Below are 14,019 nucleotides of genomic sequence, written 5' to 3'. Positions count from 1 at the left end.
TGTGGGTCAGATGCTTTGGCGCAACCGGGCCAAGTCTCTGAGCGGCGGCGCACCAAATAGCCGGCTGTATTCCCGGCTGAACTGCGACGGGCTTTCATACCCCACCCGATACCCGGCCGCCGAGGCTTCCAGCCCCTCGGCAATCATCAGCCTGCGCGCTTCCTGCAAGCGCAGCTGTTTCTGGTACTGCAGCGGGCTCATGGCGGTAATCGCCTTGAAGCGATGGTGCAGGGTCGAAACGCTCAGGTTGACTTCCTTGGCCAGGTCATCGATGCGCAACGGCTGTTCGTAATTGCCATTGAGCCACTTGATCGCCTGGCTCACCCGATGGCTCTGACTGTTGGCCACGGCAATTTCATACAAACGATAGCCCTGTGGCCCACGCAGCAAGCGGTAGAGAATTTCGCGGTTGATCAGCGGCGCCAGCATGGCGATGTCTTTGGGCGTATCCAGCAAGCGCGCCAGGCGCAGTACGGCGTCGAGCAGTTGATGGTCGATCCGGTCCACGTACATCCCGCGCGACGTTGGGCGTGTAGGCACGCCCATGGGGCCGGCCTCGGCGATCAGCGCTGTGAGTTGCGCCGGGTCGATGTTGATGCGCACCGACAGGTTCGGGTCGTCCGGCGTGGCATCGATGATGCGCCCGGCCACCGGCATCGCCACCGAAAACACCAGATAGTTGAGCGGGTCATAGGCGAAGATTTCGTCAGCCAGGCGCACTTCCTTGCTGCCGTTGGCGAGGATGCACAACGCGGGCTCCACCAGCACCGGCATGAAGTCTCGCGGTGTGTTGTGACGGTTCAGGTACAACGAGGTGATTGCGGTGCCGTAGGAACCATCTTCCCAGGTATGCCGGTGCACGATGCTGGCCAGTTCGGCGCGCTGTTTTTCCATCTCGGCATCGAGGGGGGTGGGCTTATGTTCGGGCGACGACATGGCGCGTCCTCTGCGGCGGCTTTGATGGGGCTCAGCTTAGCGGCGGCCTTTGAAAAAGTGTTAGGTCGATTCTGCATAATCCTTGCCTGATCCTGCGGCCTGTCGTCAATCAGGCAAGCGCGAGGCGTTTCATCTGCCTGAAACATGGCGTGTGTGCGTGGAATAAAACCGCTGGGCCAACGTCCTATCTACGCTTCTCGCAGGATCGTGCAATAAGCCGGCAGGAATTGACTAACCGCGCGCTCACCCGCGCCGTTATCGTTGATCCTGTGGCAACACACCCTCACAGTGCTTGCCGAGCATCACTTCTCAACGGGAGAGTCGAACATGTCCACCCCCATTCCCGCGAGCCATATGGCCTTTATCCGCGCCCGCACCGGGTGCAGCACCGAACTCGGTGCACGCTTGAGCAGTTTGATCGAACCGGGCCGCCAGGCTCAGGGTTGCCTGCAGTTCTCGTTGCAGCATTCCCAGGTCGACCCCGATGTGTGGCTGGTTTCGGGCTTTTGGAGCAGTGAGCAGGCGATGAGCGCCTACTTCAACTCGCCGGCCCTGCTGATCTTTACCGAGCTGCTGAACGACATGGTCATCCGCAGCATGGACTTCCAGACCTTCACCGATGCATCCGCTGCACGCGCCTACGGCGAGTACCTGCAACTCGCCGGTTGAACCGGTTTAGAATGGCCGCCTTTCCATTGGCCAGGACCTGCAACATGGCACGTAAACAATTTGCCCTCCACGAAGCCGTTTCCGCCGTAGTACCGGGTGACGGAGGCTACAGCGCCGCCGTGGCCGTCAAGGCGCTGGATGGCATGGGCGCCCCGCGGTTTCACAAGATCCTGGATGGGCAGAGGTTCAAGACCGCCTCGGATGCTGATGATGCCGCCACTGTGCAGCTTGAGCGTCTGGTCGATGTGGACGTAGAGGGGCAACTGACGTGGGCACCTGCCGCTGACTAAAGGTGGGGCTTGCTCCCGATAGCGGTGTATCAGCTACAGATAGGCTGACTGACACAGCGCCATCGGGAGCAAGCCCCCTCCCACCATGGGTTGCATTCCACTCAGGGTTTTGCAGCGCCAGGCCGGTACATCTTGAACAACGCTTCGGGCCCCAGCTGGAAGTAATCCGCCGGGCCGCCGCCGCGTAGAATCGGTTCGGCGGCAGCGGTGTCATAGATGCCGTCCTTGAGCAGCCACTTGGCGATGTGCACCGCGACTACCTCGCCCAGTACCAGCCAGCTTGGCACCAGCTCCTTGTCGGCGCGTTGCAACTGGATGATCTGCGTCACCTTGCACTCGAACGACACCGGGCTCTCACCCACGCGCGGTACGCCAACGATTTTCGAAGCCACCGGCGTCAGGCCGGACAACTCGAATTCATCCACCTGCGGCGAGACCGCCGCGCAGCTCTGGTTCATCTGCTCGGCCAGCGGGCGCGTGGCCAGGTTCCACACGAATTCGCCGGTCTGTTCGATGTTGTTCAGGCTGTCTTTGCGCCCGACACTGGAAAACCCAATGATCGGCGGAATGTAATTGAACGCATTGAAAAAACTGTAGGGCGCCAGGTTCAGGTGGCCTTCACGGTCGTGTGACGAAATCCAGCCGATCGGCCGTGGGCCGACGATGGCATTGAACGGATCATGAGGCAGGCGGTGGCCGTTGGCGGGTTCGTAGAAGTGGATATCGTCGGACATGGGCCGGGGTTCCTGCTGCGGGGTTCTGGGAGGCGACCATACTGCAACCCATGGGCGCGAATTTCCATTGGCCCCATGGAATTTTCATTGATTGCCCACCTATTTTTCACAGCGTCCCGTTCAGTCTGCGGCCAAGGTCGACACTCCATAAGTCGGCCATTGAAAGACTGAGCTTCGGAGCCTTTACCCCTATGAATAAACTTCCTCAGATCACCCTGGCGTTCTGGGTCATGAAAATCTGCGCAACCACCCTGGGCGAAACCGCCGGGGACTTGTTGTCGATGACCTTGAATGTTGGCTACGCACTCAGTTCGATGATCCTGATCAGCGTGTTCCTGGTCACCCTGGTGACACAACTCTGGTCGAAAACCTATAACCCCATGCTGTACTGGATTGTGATTTTGTCCACCAGCACCGCTGGCACGACGATGTCGGACTTTATGGACCGAACCCTGGGCCTGGGCTACGCCACCGGTTCAATGATCCTGATCGTGATCCTGATGATCATCTTTGCGCTGTGGCACCTCAGTGGTGATTCGCTGAACGTGAACAAGGTGCAGACCTTGCGGGGCGAGTTGTTCTATTGGATGGCGATCCTGTTTTCCAACACCCTGGGCACCGCATTGGGTGACTTCCTGGCGGATGATTCGGGGCTGGGCTTTGCCGGCGGCGCCTTGTTGATCGGCTCGACCATCGCTGCGGTAGTGGCGCTCAAGTACTTCACCCAAATCTCGGCGGTGCTGTTGTTCTGGGTGGCGTTTGTGCTGACCCGGCCTTTCGGTGCGACCCTGGGCGACTTCCTGACCAAGCCCCATGAAAAGGGCGGGTTGGATTTCGGCACCATTGGTTCATCGGCCGTGTTGGCTGCAATCCTGGTGGTGATGATTGTCGGCGCGGCGTATGCACAGCGACGGTATGGGCGACCACCAGTGGCAGAGGTGTCCTGATTCACCAAGCGACATAAAACCGATGTGGGAGGGAGCAAGCCCCCTCCCACAGGTTTAGCGGGTCAGGCTTTTAGTCCGTGGTAATCCGCGAGTGCTTGCGGGTGTCCTTCATGGTCACGTAGACCAACAACGACACCGCAATACAGGCGGTCACGTACCAGTAGTAACCGGTTTCCATGCCGATGCTCTTGAACCACAGTGCGATGTATTCAGCGGTACCGCCGAAGATCGACACGGTCAGTGCATAGGGCAGGCCGACGCCCAGGGCGCGGATTTCGGTCGGGAATAACTCGGCCTTCACCACGGCGTTGATCGAGGTGTAGCCGCTGACGATAATCAGCGCCGCCATGATCAGGAAGAACGCGCCCCACCAGGTCTGGATGGTGTGCAGGGTGGTGAGGATCGGTACGGTGAACAGGGTGCCGAGGATGCCGAAGGCGATCAGGATCGGCCGACGACCGACTTTATCCGATAGCCCACCGACGATCGGCTGCAGGCACATGAACAGAAACAACGTGGCCGCCGAGATGGTGGTGGAGTCGGAGATGCTCATGCCGACGGTATTCACCAGGTATTTCTGCATGTAGGTGGTGTAGGTGTAGAACGCCAGGGTGCCGCCCATGGTCAGGCCGACCACGGTCATCAGTTCCTTGGGGTGGCGCATCAAGGTGCGCATTGCGCTTTCCTTGGCTTTTTCTTTTTTGCTGAACGACTCGGTTTCTTCCATGCCACGACGCAGGTACAGCGCGACCACTGCGCACAGGGCGCCGATGGCGAACGGGATGCGCCAGCCCCAGGCATAGAGTTGTTCGGTGGTGAGCACCTGTTGCAGCACGATCAGCACTGCCAGGGCAATGAGCTGACCGGAAATCAAGGTCACATATTGGAAGCTGGAGAAGAATCCGCGACGTTCCCGTGTCGCCATTTCGCTGAGGTAGGTGGCGGAAGTGCCGTATTCGCCCCCTACCGACAAGCCTTGCAGCAAACGGGCGAACACCAGCAGGATCGGAGCCCCGATACCGATGGTTTCGTAGCCAGGGCTCAGCGCGATCAACAGCGAGCCGAAGCACATCAGCAGCACCGAGGCCATCAGCGCAGCCTTGCGCCCCTTGTAGTCGGCGTACATGCCCATCAACCAGCCGCCGATGGGGCGCATCAGGAAGCCGACGGCGAAGATCGCGGCGGTGTTCATCAACTGAGCGGTGGAGGAGCCGGCTGGAAAGAAGGCTTTGGCGAAGTACAGCGAAAAGGCGGCGTAGACGTACCAGTCGTACCACTCGACCATGTTGCCGACCGAACCGCTGAAGATCGATTTGATGCGACTGGTGGTGGTGCGTTCCTGCGCAGGCGCAGCCACCGAGCCCAGAGGCAGGGAGTTGGAGTTATCCATTGAAGGATCCTTCATCTAGTTGTTTTTATGGAGCGGCGCGAACGCTGCCTGGCTGGGGCTATAGCAGGAGCTGTGCCAGGTGGATGAAGGCCCGGTCTAGAGGGGGTTGCGGTTTTTTTTGAGCGGAATGTTGCTGATGGTTTTGCAGCGGTGAGCGGAAATCCGCTCATTGATCCTTGAGAAACATGTCCCGTGCAAGGCCATGGCGCTGCATCTTTTCATTGAAGGTTCGGCGGGGCAGTTGCAGCTCCGCCAACACCTCTTTGATATCGCCTTTATGCCGGGTCAGTGCGGCTTTCAGGCAATGGGCCTCAAAGGCTTCCTGCTGCGCGGCGAGGGATTGCCCGGCTTCGATGCCTTCCGGTTCGGACTCGCCGAGGCCCAGCACCTGGCGCTCGGCGACGTTGGCCAGTTCACGCACATTGCCTGGCCAGTCGTGACTGAGCAGGCGCCCCAGCGCCGCACCGCTCAAGGGCTGGGCAGTGCGGCCCAAGCGCTCTGCGGCGTCATGGGCGAAGTGTTCATACAACAGCGGGATGTCTTCACGGCGCTCGCGCAGCGGTGGCAGGCGCAACTGGGCCACGTTGAGACGATATGCCAAGTCTTCACGGAAGCGTCCGGCGCGGGCCTCTTCCAAAAGGTCCGGCTTGGTGGCGGCGATGATGCGCAAGTCTACGTGGATGCTCTGGTTGGACCCCAATCGCTCCAGCTTCTGCTCCTGCAACACCCGCAGCAATTTCACCTGCTGGGCCAGGGGCATGCTTTCGATTTCATCCAGGAACAACGTGCCGCCGTGGGCGTATTCCAGCTTGCCGATGCGTTTGCCCTGGGCGCCGGTAAACGCGCCGCTTTCGTGGCCGAACAGTTCGGCCTCGAACAGTTGCTCGGGGATCGCCGCACAGTTGAGCGCCACGAACGGTTTTTTCGCCCGCGGCCCACAGTCGTGCAGGCAACGGGCGACCCGTTCTTTGCCGCTGCCGGTTTCGCCTCGGATCAGCACGTTGACCGGCAAGCTCGCCAAATCGAGCACCTGGCGGCGCAGGTTCTGCAAGCCACGGGACACGCCAAGCAGGCTGGATTCGAGTTGCGCGCGGTGATCGGCCTGCTGATGCAGGCGACGGTTCTCCAGGATCAGCCCACGTTTATCCAGGGCGCGGCGCAGACTGTTGAGCAGGGTATCGGGGCTGAAGGGTTTTTCCAGAAAGTCGTAGGCGCCGTCGCGCATCGCCTCGACGGCCATCGGCACATCGCCATGGCCGGTGAGCAGGATCACCGGCAAGTCGGCGTCGCGGCGTTGCACCTCGGCGAGCAGCTCCAGGCCGCTGAGCCCGGGCATGCGCACGTCGCTCAAAATGACCCCGGCAAAGTCCCTGGGCAATTGCGCCAGGCATTCTTGGGCACGGCTGAACAGTTGCACCTCAAACCCCGACAGGCTCAACCACTGTTCCACGGCCGTGCGAATGCTGGTTTCGTCATCGACCACAATCACCGCATTTAACATAGGTCCGGCGTCTCCAGCGCGATGGGCAGGGTCAGGGTGAACACCGCGCCGTCGCCGCGGTTACCGGCGATCAGGCGGCCGCCCAATTCATGCACGATAGCGTAGGACACCGCCAGCCCCAAGCCGAGGCCGTCGCCCACCGGCTTGGTGGTGAAAAAGGGGTCGAACACATTGCTCAAGTGTTCTTCGGCAATGCCGCCGCCGCTGTCGCTGACGCTCAAAACCCAAAGCTGCTGGTCGGCATGCACACGGATTTCCAGGCGTTTGCGCGGCTTGTCCACCATGGCGTCGAGGGCGTTGCGCAGCAGGTTGATCAGCACTTGTTCCAGGCGTATCGCGTCGCCGCGTACCCAGGCCGGGCGGGTCAGGTCCAGCACGACGCCGATGCCTTCATCACGCAGGCGTGCATCGAGCAAGTGCAGGGACTGGTCGACGACCGTGGCCAGGTCCAGGCGCTCGCGCAGGCCGCTGGGGCTCTTGCGCGCAAAGGTCTTGAGGTGGCCGGTGAGCGCGGCCATGCGCGTGAGCATGTCGTCCAGGGGCGTAAGCGCCTTGTAGGCGTCGTCCACGCGACCGTGATCCAGCAGCAGGCGCAGGGTCGCCAACTGCATGCGCTGGGCGGTCAGAGGTTGGTTGATTTCGTGGGCGAGGGCGGCAGACATCTGCCCCAGCGCGGCCAGCTTGGCCGATTGCACCAAACCCTCTTGGGCGGTGCGCAGGGCCTGGGTGCGTTCTTCCACCAGTTGTTCCAGCTCTTCGCGGCTGCGTTGGCGCAAGCGGGCCAGGCGCCAGCGTTGGCTCAGGAACAGCGCCAGGAACACCAGCGCCAGCCAGGAACCGGCGGCGGCCAGGCCAGCGTTGCGTTGGTCTTCAAACGGGAACTGCGGTTTGCGCAACAGGTGCAGGGTCCAGCCTTCGGCCTTCAGCGGCAGGGATTCCCAGATGTAATTGGCGCTGCCGTCGGGGCCGTTGACGCGCATCAGGTGGCTGTTTTCGTCAAAGCGTTGCAGGGTGCTGGTGTCCAGCGGTTGCAGGTGTTTCTTGTCGTATTGGCGGGTGGCCTTGAGTTCGGCCAGGTCGCTGTCCGACAACGGGCGCAGGTTGCGATAGCGCCAGCCCGGCTGGTTGGCGATAAATACGATGCCACGCGCATCACTCACCAGCAGCAGGTCATTGCCCTGGGCCCATTCGCGCTCAAGCTCCGGGAATTCCAGCTTGACCACCATGGCGCCGAGAAACTGCTCCTGTTCATCGAGCACCGCGCTGGAGAGGAAGTATCCCGGAATCCCCGTGGTCACCCCCACCGCATAGAAACGCCCGGTACCCTGGCTTCTGGTCTGGCTGAAATACGGGCGAAACGCATAGTTATGCCCCACATAACTACTCGGCAATGCCCAGTTGCTGGCGGCTACGGCCAGGCCGGTGCGGTCCATCAGCTCCAGGGTGGAGGATTGCGCAGCGCCGTTGATGCGTTCGAGCTTGCGGTTGAGCGTGTCTTGTGTGGCGGCATCCATCGGGCCTTTGAGCGCGCTGATCATTTCCGAGTCCAGCGCCAGCACGGCGGGCAGCGCGCGATAGCGTTCGATCAGGGTGTGCAGGGAGTTGGCGTACAGCGCCAATTGCTGGTTGGCGCGGGCGGCATCGTCGATCAGGGCCTGACGTTCGGCATGGCGCGTGGCCAATGCCGCGGCCAGCACCGCACCGGCGATGATCAACAGGGAATAAAAGGTCAGGCGCAGGGGGCGAGGAATCGCGATCATACGAAGATGAACAGCTGCAATAAGGGTGAGCACAATATCACGCGTTGCCCGGATCTTGTGGTGGCGCGCCCTCATAAAAAAAGGCGACCGGGCTTATCGCCTCGGTCGCCTTTATGGGCCAGTTAAAGTGCTTACTGCACCTCTACCGCCAGGCTCTCACTGATCTTTTTCTGCCAGATGGCAGGACCGGTGATGTGCACGGACTCACCCTTGCTGTCTACCGCGACGGTGACCGGCATGTCTTTGACGTCGAACTCGTAGATCGCTTCCATACCCAGTTCGGCGAAGGCGACAACGCGCGACTTCTTGATGGCTTGCGCCACCAGGTAAGCGGCGCCGCCCACGGCCATCAGGTACACCGCCTTGTTGTCCTTGATCGCTTCGATGGCGGTCGGGCCGCGTTCGGACTTGCCGATCATGCCCAACAGGCCGGTCTGCTCGAGGATCTGGCGGGTGAACTTGTCCATCCGCGTCGCGGTGGTCGGGCCCGCCGGGCCAACCACTTCTTCGCGTACCGGGTCAACCGGGCCGACGTAATAGATGAAGCGGCCTTTGAGGTCCACCGGCAGGCTTTCGCCCTTATTCAGCATCTCGACCATACGCTTGTGCGCCGCATCGCGACCGGTGAGCATCTTGCCGTTGAGCAGCACGGTTTCGCCCGGCTTCCAGCTTTGCACGTCTTCTGGGGTCAGGGTGTCGAGGTTTACGCGACGAGCCGACGGGCCGGCTTCCCAGACGATTTCCGGGTAGGCGTCCAGCGGTGGCGCCTCCAGCGACGCAGGGCCCGAACCGTCGAGCACGAAGTGTGCGTGACGGGTGGCGGCGCAGTTGGGGATCATGCACACCGGCAACGAGGCGGCGTGGGTCGGGTAATCCATGATCTTCACGTCGAGCACGGTGGTCAGGCCACCCAGGCCCTGGGCGCCGATGCCCAGTTGGTTGACCTTCTCGAACAGCTCCAGGCGCATCTCTTCGATACGGTTGGACGGGCCGCGCTTGATCAGCTCGTGGATGTCGATGGATTCCATCAACACTTCCTTGGCCATCACCGCGGCCTTCTCGGCGGTGCCGCCGATGCCGATGCCGAGCATGCCCGGTGGGCACCAGCCGGCGCCCATGGTCGGAACGGTCTTGAGCACCCAGTCGACGATCGAGTCGGACGGGTTGAGCATGGCCATCTTCGATTTATTCTCGGAACCACCGCCCTTGGCGGCCACGTCCACTTCCACGGTGTTACCCGGGACGATGGAGTAGTGGATCACCGCCGGGGTGTTGTCCTTGGTGTTTTTACGCGCCCCGGCCGGGTCGGCGAGGATGGATGCCCGCAGTACGTTCTCCGGCAGGTTGTAGGCGCGACGCACGCCTTCGTTGATCATGTCGTCCAGGCCCATGGTGGCGCCATCCCAACGCACGTCCATGCCCACGCGCACGAACACGGTGACGATACCGGTGTCCTGGCAGATCGGGCGATGGCCGGTGGCGCACATGCGCGAGTTGATCAGGATCTGGGCCATGGAGTCACGGGCTGCCGGCGATTCTTCGCGCAGGTAGGCCTCGTGCATCGCCTGGATGAAGTCCACGGGGTGGTAGTAGGAAATGAATTGCAGGGCGTCGGCAACGCTCTGAATCAGGTCGTCTTGCTTGATCACGGTCATGAGTCGCGCTCCTCTATAAGGGAACATTCAATAAAGGTGGCTTCAGTGTTGCATCGGTCGGCTGGAGCCACCTTTCCAAGGCACGCCAAGTGGTGCAGGCGCGACGCTAAAAAGGCGCGGCAGTATAACCCGGCGCGGTGGCCGATACACCCGACTATGGTCAAACTCTGCCGGGCATGATTCCCTGTGCGGGCCTTTTTGATTCGAGAGTTTCCATGCCTGAACTGTACGTCGGCGAACGCCATTGGTCGGTATCCACCGGCAGCAACCTGTTGGACGCCTTGAACCAGGCGGGCGTGGCGGTGCCCTACAGTTGCCGCGCAGGCAGTTGCCATGCCTGCCTGGTGCGTTGCCGAGGTGAGGTCGAGGACAAACAACCCGACGCCCTGAGCCCGGCGCAACGCCAGGATGGCTGGCGCCTGGCGTGCCAGTGCCGGGTGACGGCGGATGTGCAGGTCGAAGCGTTTGACCCGCTGCGTGATGGTTTGCCGGCCCAGGTGGTGGGGGTCGATTGGCTGAGCGCGACGGTGTTGCGCCTGCGTCTGCAACCGGAGCGTGGCCTGCGTTACCGCGCCGGGCAACATCTGGTGCTGTGGGCGGGGCAGTTGGCGCGGCCGTATTCCCTGGCGAGCCTGCCGCAGGAAGATGCGTTTCTGGAGTTTCATATCGACTGCCGCCTACCCGGTGAATTCTGCGATAGGGCCCGGCTGCTGCAGATCGGCGACCGCCTGCGCCTGGGCGAACTACGCGGCGGCGCGCTGCAATACGACCCCGACTGGCAATCCCGGCCGCTCTGGCTGCTGGCGTCCGGCACCGGGCTGGGCCCGTTGTGGGGGGTGTTGCGCGAGGCGTTGCGCCAGGATCACCAGGGCCCCATCCGTATGATTCACCTGGCCCATGATGCTGGCGGCCATTACCTGGCCGAACCCTTGGCCGCGCTGGCCGCCGGGCATCCGAACCTTACGGTGCAGCTGTGGACGGCGGCTGAGTCGATCCAGGCATTGGCGCAACTGCGGCTTGTTTCAAGGCAAACGCTGGCCTTACTCTGCGGGCACCCCGCCAGCGTCGAGGCGTTTTCCAAGCGCCTGTTCCTGGCCGGGTTGCCGCGCAATCAACTGCTGGCCGATGTGTTCCTGCCCCGTGGTTGAGCGCTGAACTTCACAGCCGCGAGACGCACCATGACCGACGCCATCCTGTTGCAACGCGAGCGCGGGTTGCTGACCCTGCAGCTCAACCGCCCGGACAAGAAAAACGCCCTGACCCGCGCCATGTACACGCAACTGGCCGAGGCTCTGGAGCGGGCCGATGCGGACGCCACCCTCAACGCCGTACTGATCCAGGGCAGCCACGAGTGCTTCACGGCCGGCAATGATATAGGCGACTTTCTCGATCAGCCGCCCAGCGATCTCGACAGCCCGCCGTTTCACTTCATGCAGAGCCTGTTCAACTGCCGCAAACCGGTGGTTGCCGCGGTAGCGGGGCCGGCGATAGGCATTGGTACAACCCTGCTGCTGCACTGTGACCTGGTGTATATCAGCCGCGATGCCAGATTGCGCATGCCGTTCGTCAACCTGGGGTTATGTCCGGAGTTTGGTTCGAGCCTGATCCTGCCGCGTCTGCTTGGGCATGCGAAAGCCGCGCAATTGCTGCTGTTGGGCGAGGCGTTCAGCGGTGAACAGGCCGCCGCGTGGGGAATCGCCACCGAGGCGCTGAGCAGTGGTGATGCGGCATTGGCCAAGGCGCGGGAAGTTGCGTTGCGCTTTGAACACCTGGCATTGGGGGCGGTGCAGGTGACCAAGCAATTGATGAAGAGCGTGGACCGTGAGCAGTTGCGGCAGGTGATCGAAGAGGAGGGCGCGTTGTTTACCCAGCGGTTGAGGTCGCCGGAGGCGATTGCGGCGTTGTCGGGGTTTATCACGCGCAGATAAAGCGTGTCGGCGGGGCCGTCGAATTGAATGAATCAGTAGCCGGCTACAGCAAAAAGCCCCGCCATTCACATGGCGGGGCTCTTGTTTTTCAGCGTGTCACTCAGACCTGCGGGTCGCCCACGTGCAGGATCTTCATGCCATTGGTGCCACCGGTGGTGTGGTAGCTGTCGCCCTTGGTCAGGATGACCCAGTCGCCTTTCTCTACGACGCCGCGTTTAACCAGCTCGTCGATCGCCTTCTGGCTGACTTCGTTCGGTGCCAGCGAGGCCGGATCGAACGGAATGGTGTACACGCCGCGGAACATCGCCGCGCGGGCCTGGGCTTCGCGGTGCGGGGTGAACGCGTAGATCGGCACCGAGGAGCGGATGCGCGACATGATCAGCGGCGTGTAGCCGCTTTCGGTCAGGGCAATGATCGCTTTCACGCCAGGGAAGTGGTTGGCGGTGTACATGGCAGCCAGGGCGATGCTCTGGTCGCAGCTTTCGAAGACCTTGCCGATACGGTGGCTGGAGGTCTTGCTGGTCGGGTGCTTTTCGGCGCCGACGCAGATACGCGCCATGGCCTGCACGGCTTCCAGTGGGTACGGGCCGGCAGCACTTTCAGCCGAGAGCATCACGGCGTCGGTGTAGTCGAGTACGGCGTTGGCCACGTCGGACACTTCGGCGCGGGTCGGCATCGGGTTCTGGATCATCGACTCCATCATCTGGGTCGCGACGATCACCGCTTTGTTATGGCGGCGCGCGTGCAGGATGATCTTTTTCTGAATGCCGATCAGCTCTGCATCACCGATTTCCACACCCAGGTCACCACGGGCAACCATCACGGCGTCGGACGCCTTGATCAGGCCGTCGAGGGTTTCGTCATCGGCCACGGCTTCGGCACGTTCGATCTTCGCCACCAGCCAGGCGGTACCGCCAGCTTCGTCGCGCAGTCTGCGGGCGTATTCCATGTCGGCGGCGTCGCGCGGGAAGGAAACGGCAAGGTAGTCCACTTCCATTTCTGCGGCGAGCTTGATGTCGGCCTTGTCTTTCTCAGTCAGGGCTGGTGCGGTCAGGCCACCGCCACGACGGTTGATGCCTTTGTGATCGGACAGCGGGCCGCCGATGATCACCGTGCAGTTCAGTTCGGTTGGAGTGGCGGTGTCGACGCGCATGACGACGCGGCCGTCGTCCAGCAGCAGTTCGTCGCCGACGCCGCAGTCCTTGACCAGATCGGGGTAGTCGATACCCACCACGTCCTGGGTGCCTTCGGTCAGCGGATGGCTGGTGGAGAAGGTGAACTTGTCACCGATCTTCAGCTCAATGCGCTTGTTGGCAAATTTGGCGATACGGATTTTCGGGCCTTGCAGGTCACCCAGCAGTGCAACGAAGCGGCCATGTTTGGCGGCCAGGTCACGCACCAGCTTGGCGCGAGCCTTGTGCTCGTCCGGGGTGCCGTGGGAGAAGTTCAGACGGGCAACGTCCAAACCAGCCAGAATCAGCTGTTCGAGGACTTCCGGCGAGTTGCTGGCCGGGCCAAGGGTGGCGACGATTTTGGTACGACGGACGGACATGCACGGACTCCTGAGTTCAAGCGCTGAGGAAGGCTACTATGCTCTTTCGTTGTAGTCATTGTTCGTTTGCACTACTTATCGACGATTGACTTGTTTTGGTTGTGGCTGAATAGACGAACTGCCTTGAAGATTTTTGACGAGGGGTCGATACACTGCACAAGACTGGAGAACCCTCATGCGAATTCTGCTCATTGCTGCACTGGCCGTCAGTGTTGTCGGCTGCACCCGCTGGTCAATGGACCACCATTTGAACAACGCCTACCGTGCTTACAAGGTGGGTGACTGTGAGCGCGTTACCCTGGAATTGTCCCAGGTCGACCGCACAAGCCGCACTCGGCGTTATGTGCAGCCCGAGGTCTCAATGCTGCGTGGGCAATGCCTGGAACGGCAGAAACTGTTCGTCGACGCGGTGCAGACCTATCAATTCATCATCAACCAATACCCGTCGAGCGAGTACGCCTACCGTGCCCGCGCCAGACTGGACACCCTGCAACAACTGGGGCATTACCCCGGTGCGAGCGTTGCGAAGCCGAGTCCAGCGTCACTGTAATGCTATTCGTCATTTGTTAACTGGCCTCTTGCCAGTCTTGGGCTATCCTTTGTATGTTCGTTTGTATAAGTTTTACTCGAACGAATGAGGGGCCCGGACTCGGCAGC

General features: G+C 61.6%; 13 protein-coding genes. 6 read left to right on the top strand and 7 right to left on the bottom strand.

From position 1 onward, the window contains the following. Positions 1-6 precede the first annotated feature (6 nt). Positions 7-936, bottom strand: coding sequence for an AraC family transcriptional regulator (locus KSS96_RS23055; RefSeq protein WP_017529256.1), 930 nt, complete (start codon positions 934-936; stop codon positions 7-9). Between the two features lie 327 nt (positions 937-1,263). Here KSS96_RS23055 and KSS96_RS23050 point away from each other — a divergent pair, with 327 nt between their 5' ends. Next, complete coding sequence (locus KSS96_RS23050; protein WP_017529255.1) at positions 1,264-1,605, top strand: putative quinol monooxygenase; 342 nt, start codon at positions 1,264-1,266, stop codon at positions 1,603-1,605. A gap of 44 nt (positions 1,606-1,649) precedes the next feature. Continuing rightward, complete coding sequence (locus tag KSS96_RS23045) at positions 1,650-1,895, top strand: hypothetical protein (protein ID WP_137220240.1); 246 nt, start codon at positions 1,650-1,652, stop codon at positions 1,893-1,895. Positions 1,896-1,996: 101 nt separating this feature from the next. Here KSS96_RS23045 and KSS96_RS23040 read toward each other — a convergent pair whose 3' ends face one another. Continuing rightward, on the bottom strand, positions 1,997-2,629 hold the full coding sequence (locus KSS96_RS23040) for a flavin reductase family protein (protein WP_065876983.1): 633 nt from the start codon (positions 2,627-2,629) through the stop codon (positions 1,997-1,999). 191 nt (positions 2,630-2,820) lie between these two features. Between KSS96_RS23040 and KSS96_RS23035 the strand changes: the two genes are divergently transcribed. Next, positions 2,821-3,576 (top strand): COG4705 family protein, encoded by a 756-nt coding sequence (locus KSS96_RS23035; protein WP_065876982.1) that lies wholly within the window; start codon positions 2,821-2,823, stop codon positions 3,574-3,576. 70 nt (positions 3,577-3,646) lie between these two features. Here KSS96_RS23035 and KSS96_RS23030 read toward each other — a convergent pair whose 3' ends face one another. The 4 genes from KSS96_RS23030 to KSS96_RS23015 form a co-directional block, all read right to left on the bottom strand. Then, positions 3,647-4,966, bottom strand: a complete 1,320-nt coding sequence (locus KSS96_RS23030; protein WP_017529251.1) for an MFS transporter — start codon at positions 4,964-4,966, stop codon at positions 3,647-3,649. A gap of 166 nt (positions 4,967-5,132) precedes the next feature. Next, entirely contained in the window at positions 5,133-6,467 is a 1,335-nt protein-coding gene (locus tag KSS96_RS23025) for a sigma-54-dependent transcriptional regulator (RefSeq protein ID WP_065876981.1), read from the bottom strand. Then, on the bottom strand, positions 6,461-8,227 hold the full coding sequence (locus tag KSS96_RS23020; RefSeq protein WP_017529249.1) for a sensor histidine kinase: 1,767 nt from the start codon (positions 8,225-8,227) through the stop codon (positions 6,461-6,463). Before KSS96_RS23020 ends, KSS96_RS23025 begins: the two co-directional genes overlap by 7 nt. Positions 8,228-8,358: 131 nt before the next feature. After that, positions 8,359-9,882, bottom strand: a complete 1,524-nt coding sequence (locus tag KSS96_RS23015) for a fumarate hydratase (RefSeq protein ID WP_017529248.1) — start codon at positions 9,880-9,882, stop codon at positions 8,359-8,361. Positions 9,883-10,097: 215 nt separating this feature from the next. Here KSS96_RS23015 and KSS96_RS23010 point away from each other — a divergent pair, with 215 nt between their 5' ends. Further along, on the top strand, positions 10,098-11,030 hold the full coding sequence (locus KSS96_RS23010; protein WP_068937509.1) for an iron-sulfur-binding ferredoxin reductase: 933 nt from the start codon (positions 10,098-10,100) through the stop codon (positions 11,028-11,030). 30 nt (positions 11,031-11,060) lie between these two features. Beyond that, entirely contained in the window at positions 11,061-11,810 is a 750-nt protein-coding gene (locus KSS96_RS23005; protein ID WP_217855342.1) for an enoyl-CoA hydratase, read from the top strand. A gap of 100 nt (positions 11,811-11,910) precedes the next feature. Here the strand turns inward: KSS96_RS23005 and pyk are convergent, their stop codons facing one another. After that, positions 11,911-13,362, bottom strand: coding sequence for a pyruvate kinase (pyk, locus tag KSS96_RS23000; protein WP_017529245.1), 1,452 nt, complete (start codon positions 13,360-13,362; stop codon positions 11,911-11,913). 175 nt (positions 13,363-13,537) lie between these two features. On the opposite strand from pyk, the gene KSS96_RS22995 reads away from it, so the two are divergent. Then, the gene (locus KSS96_RS22995) at positions 13,538-13,912 is read left to right on the top strand and encodes a tol-pal system YbgF family protein (RefSeq protein WP_017529244.1); all 375 of its coding nucleotides are present in this window, start codon (positions 13,538-13,540) and stop codon (positions 13,910-13,912) included. Positions 13,913-14,019 lie beyond the last annotated feature (107 nt).

This window comes from Pseudomonas asgharzadehiana (genome assembly GCF_019139815.1).
Lineage (GTDB): Bacteria > Pseudomonadota > Gammaproteobacteria > Pseudomonadales > Pseudomonadaceae > Aquipseudomonas > Aquipseudomonas asgharzadehiana.
Note: the sequence above shows the minus strand (reverse complement) of the source record. Positions and strands in the feature narration are given on the sequence as shown.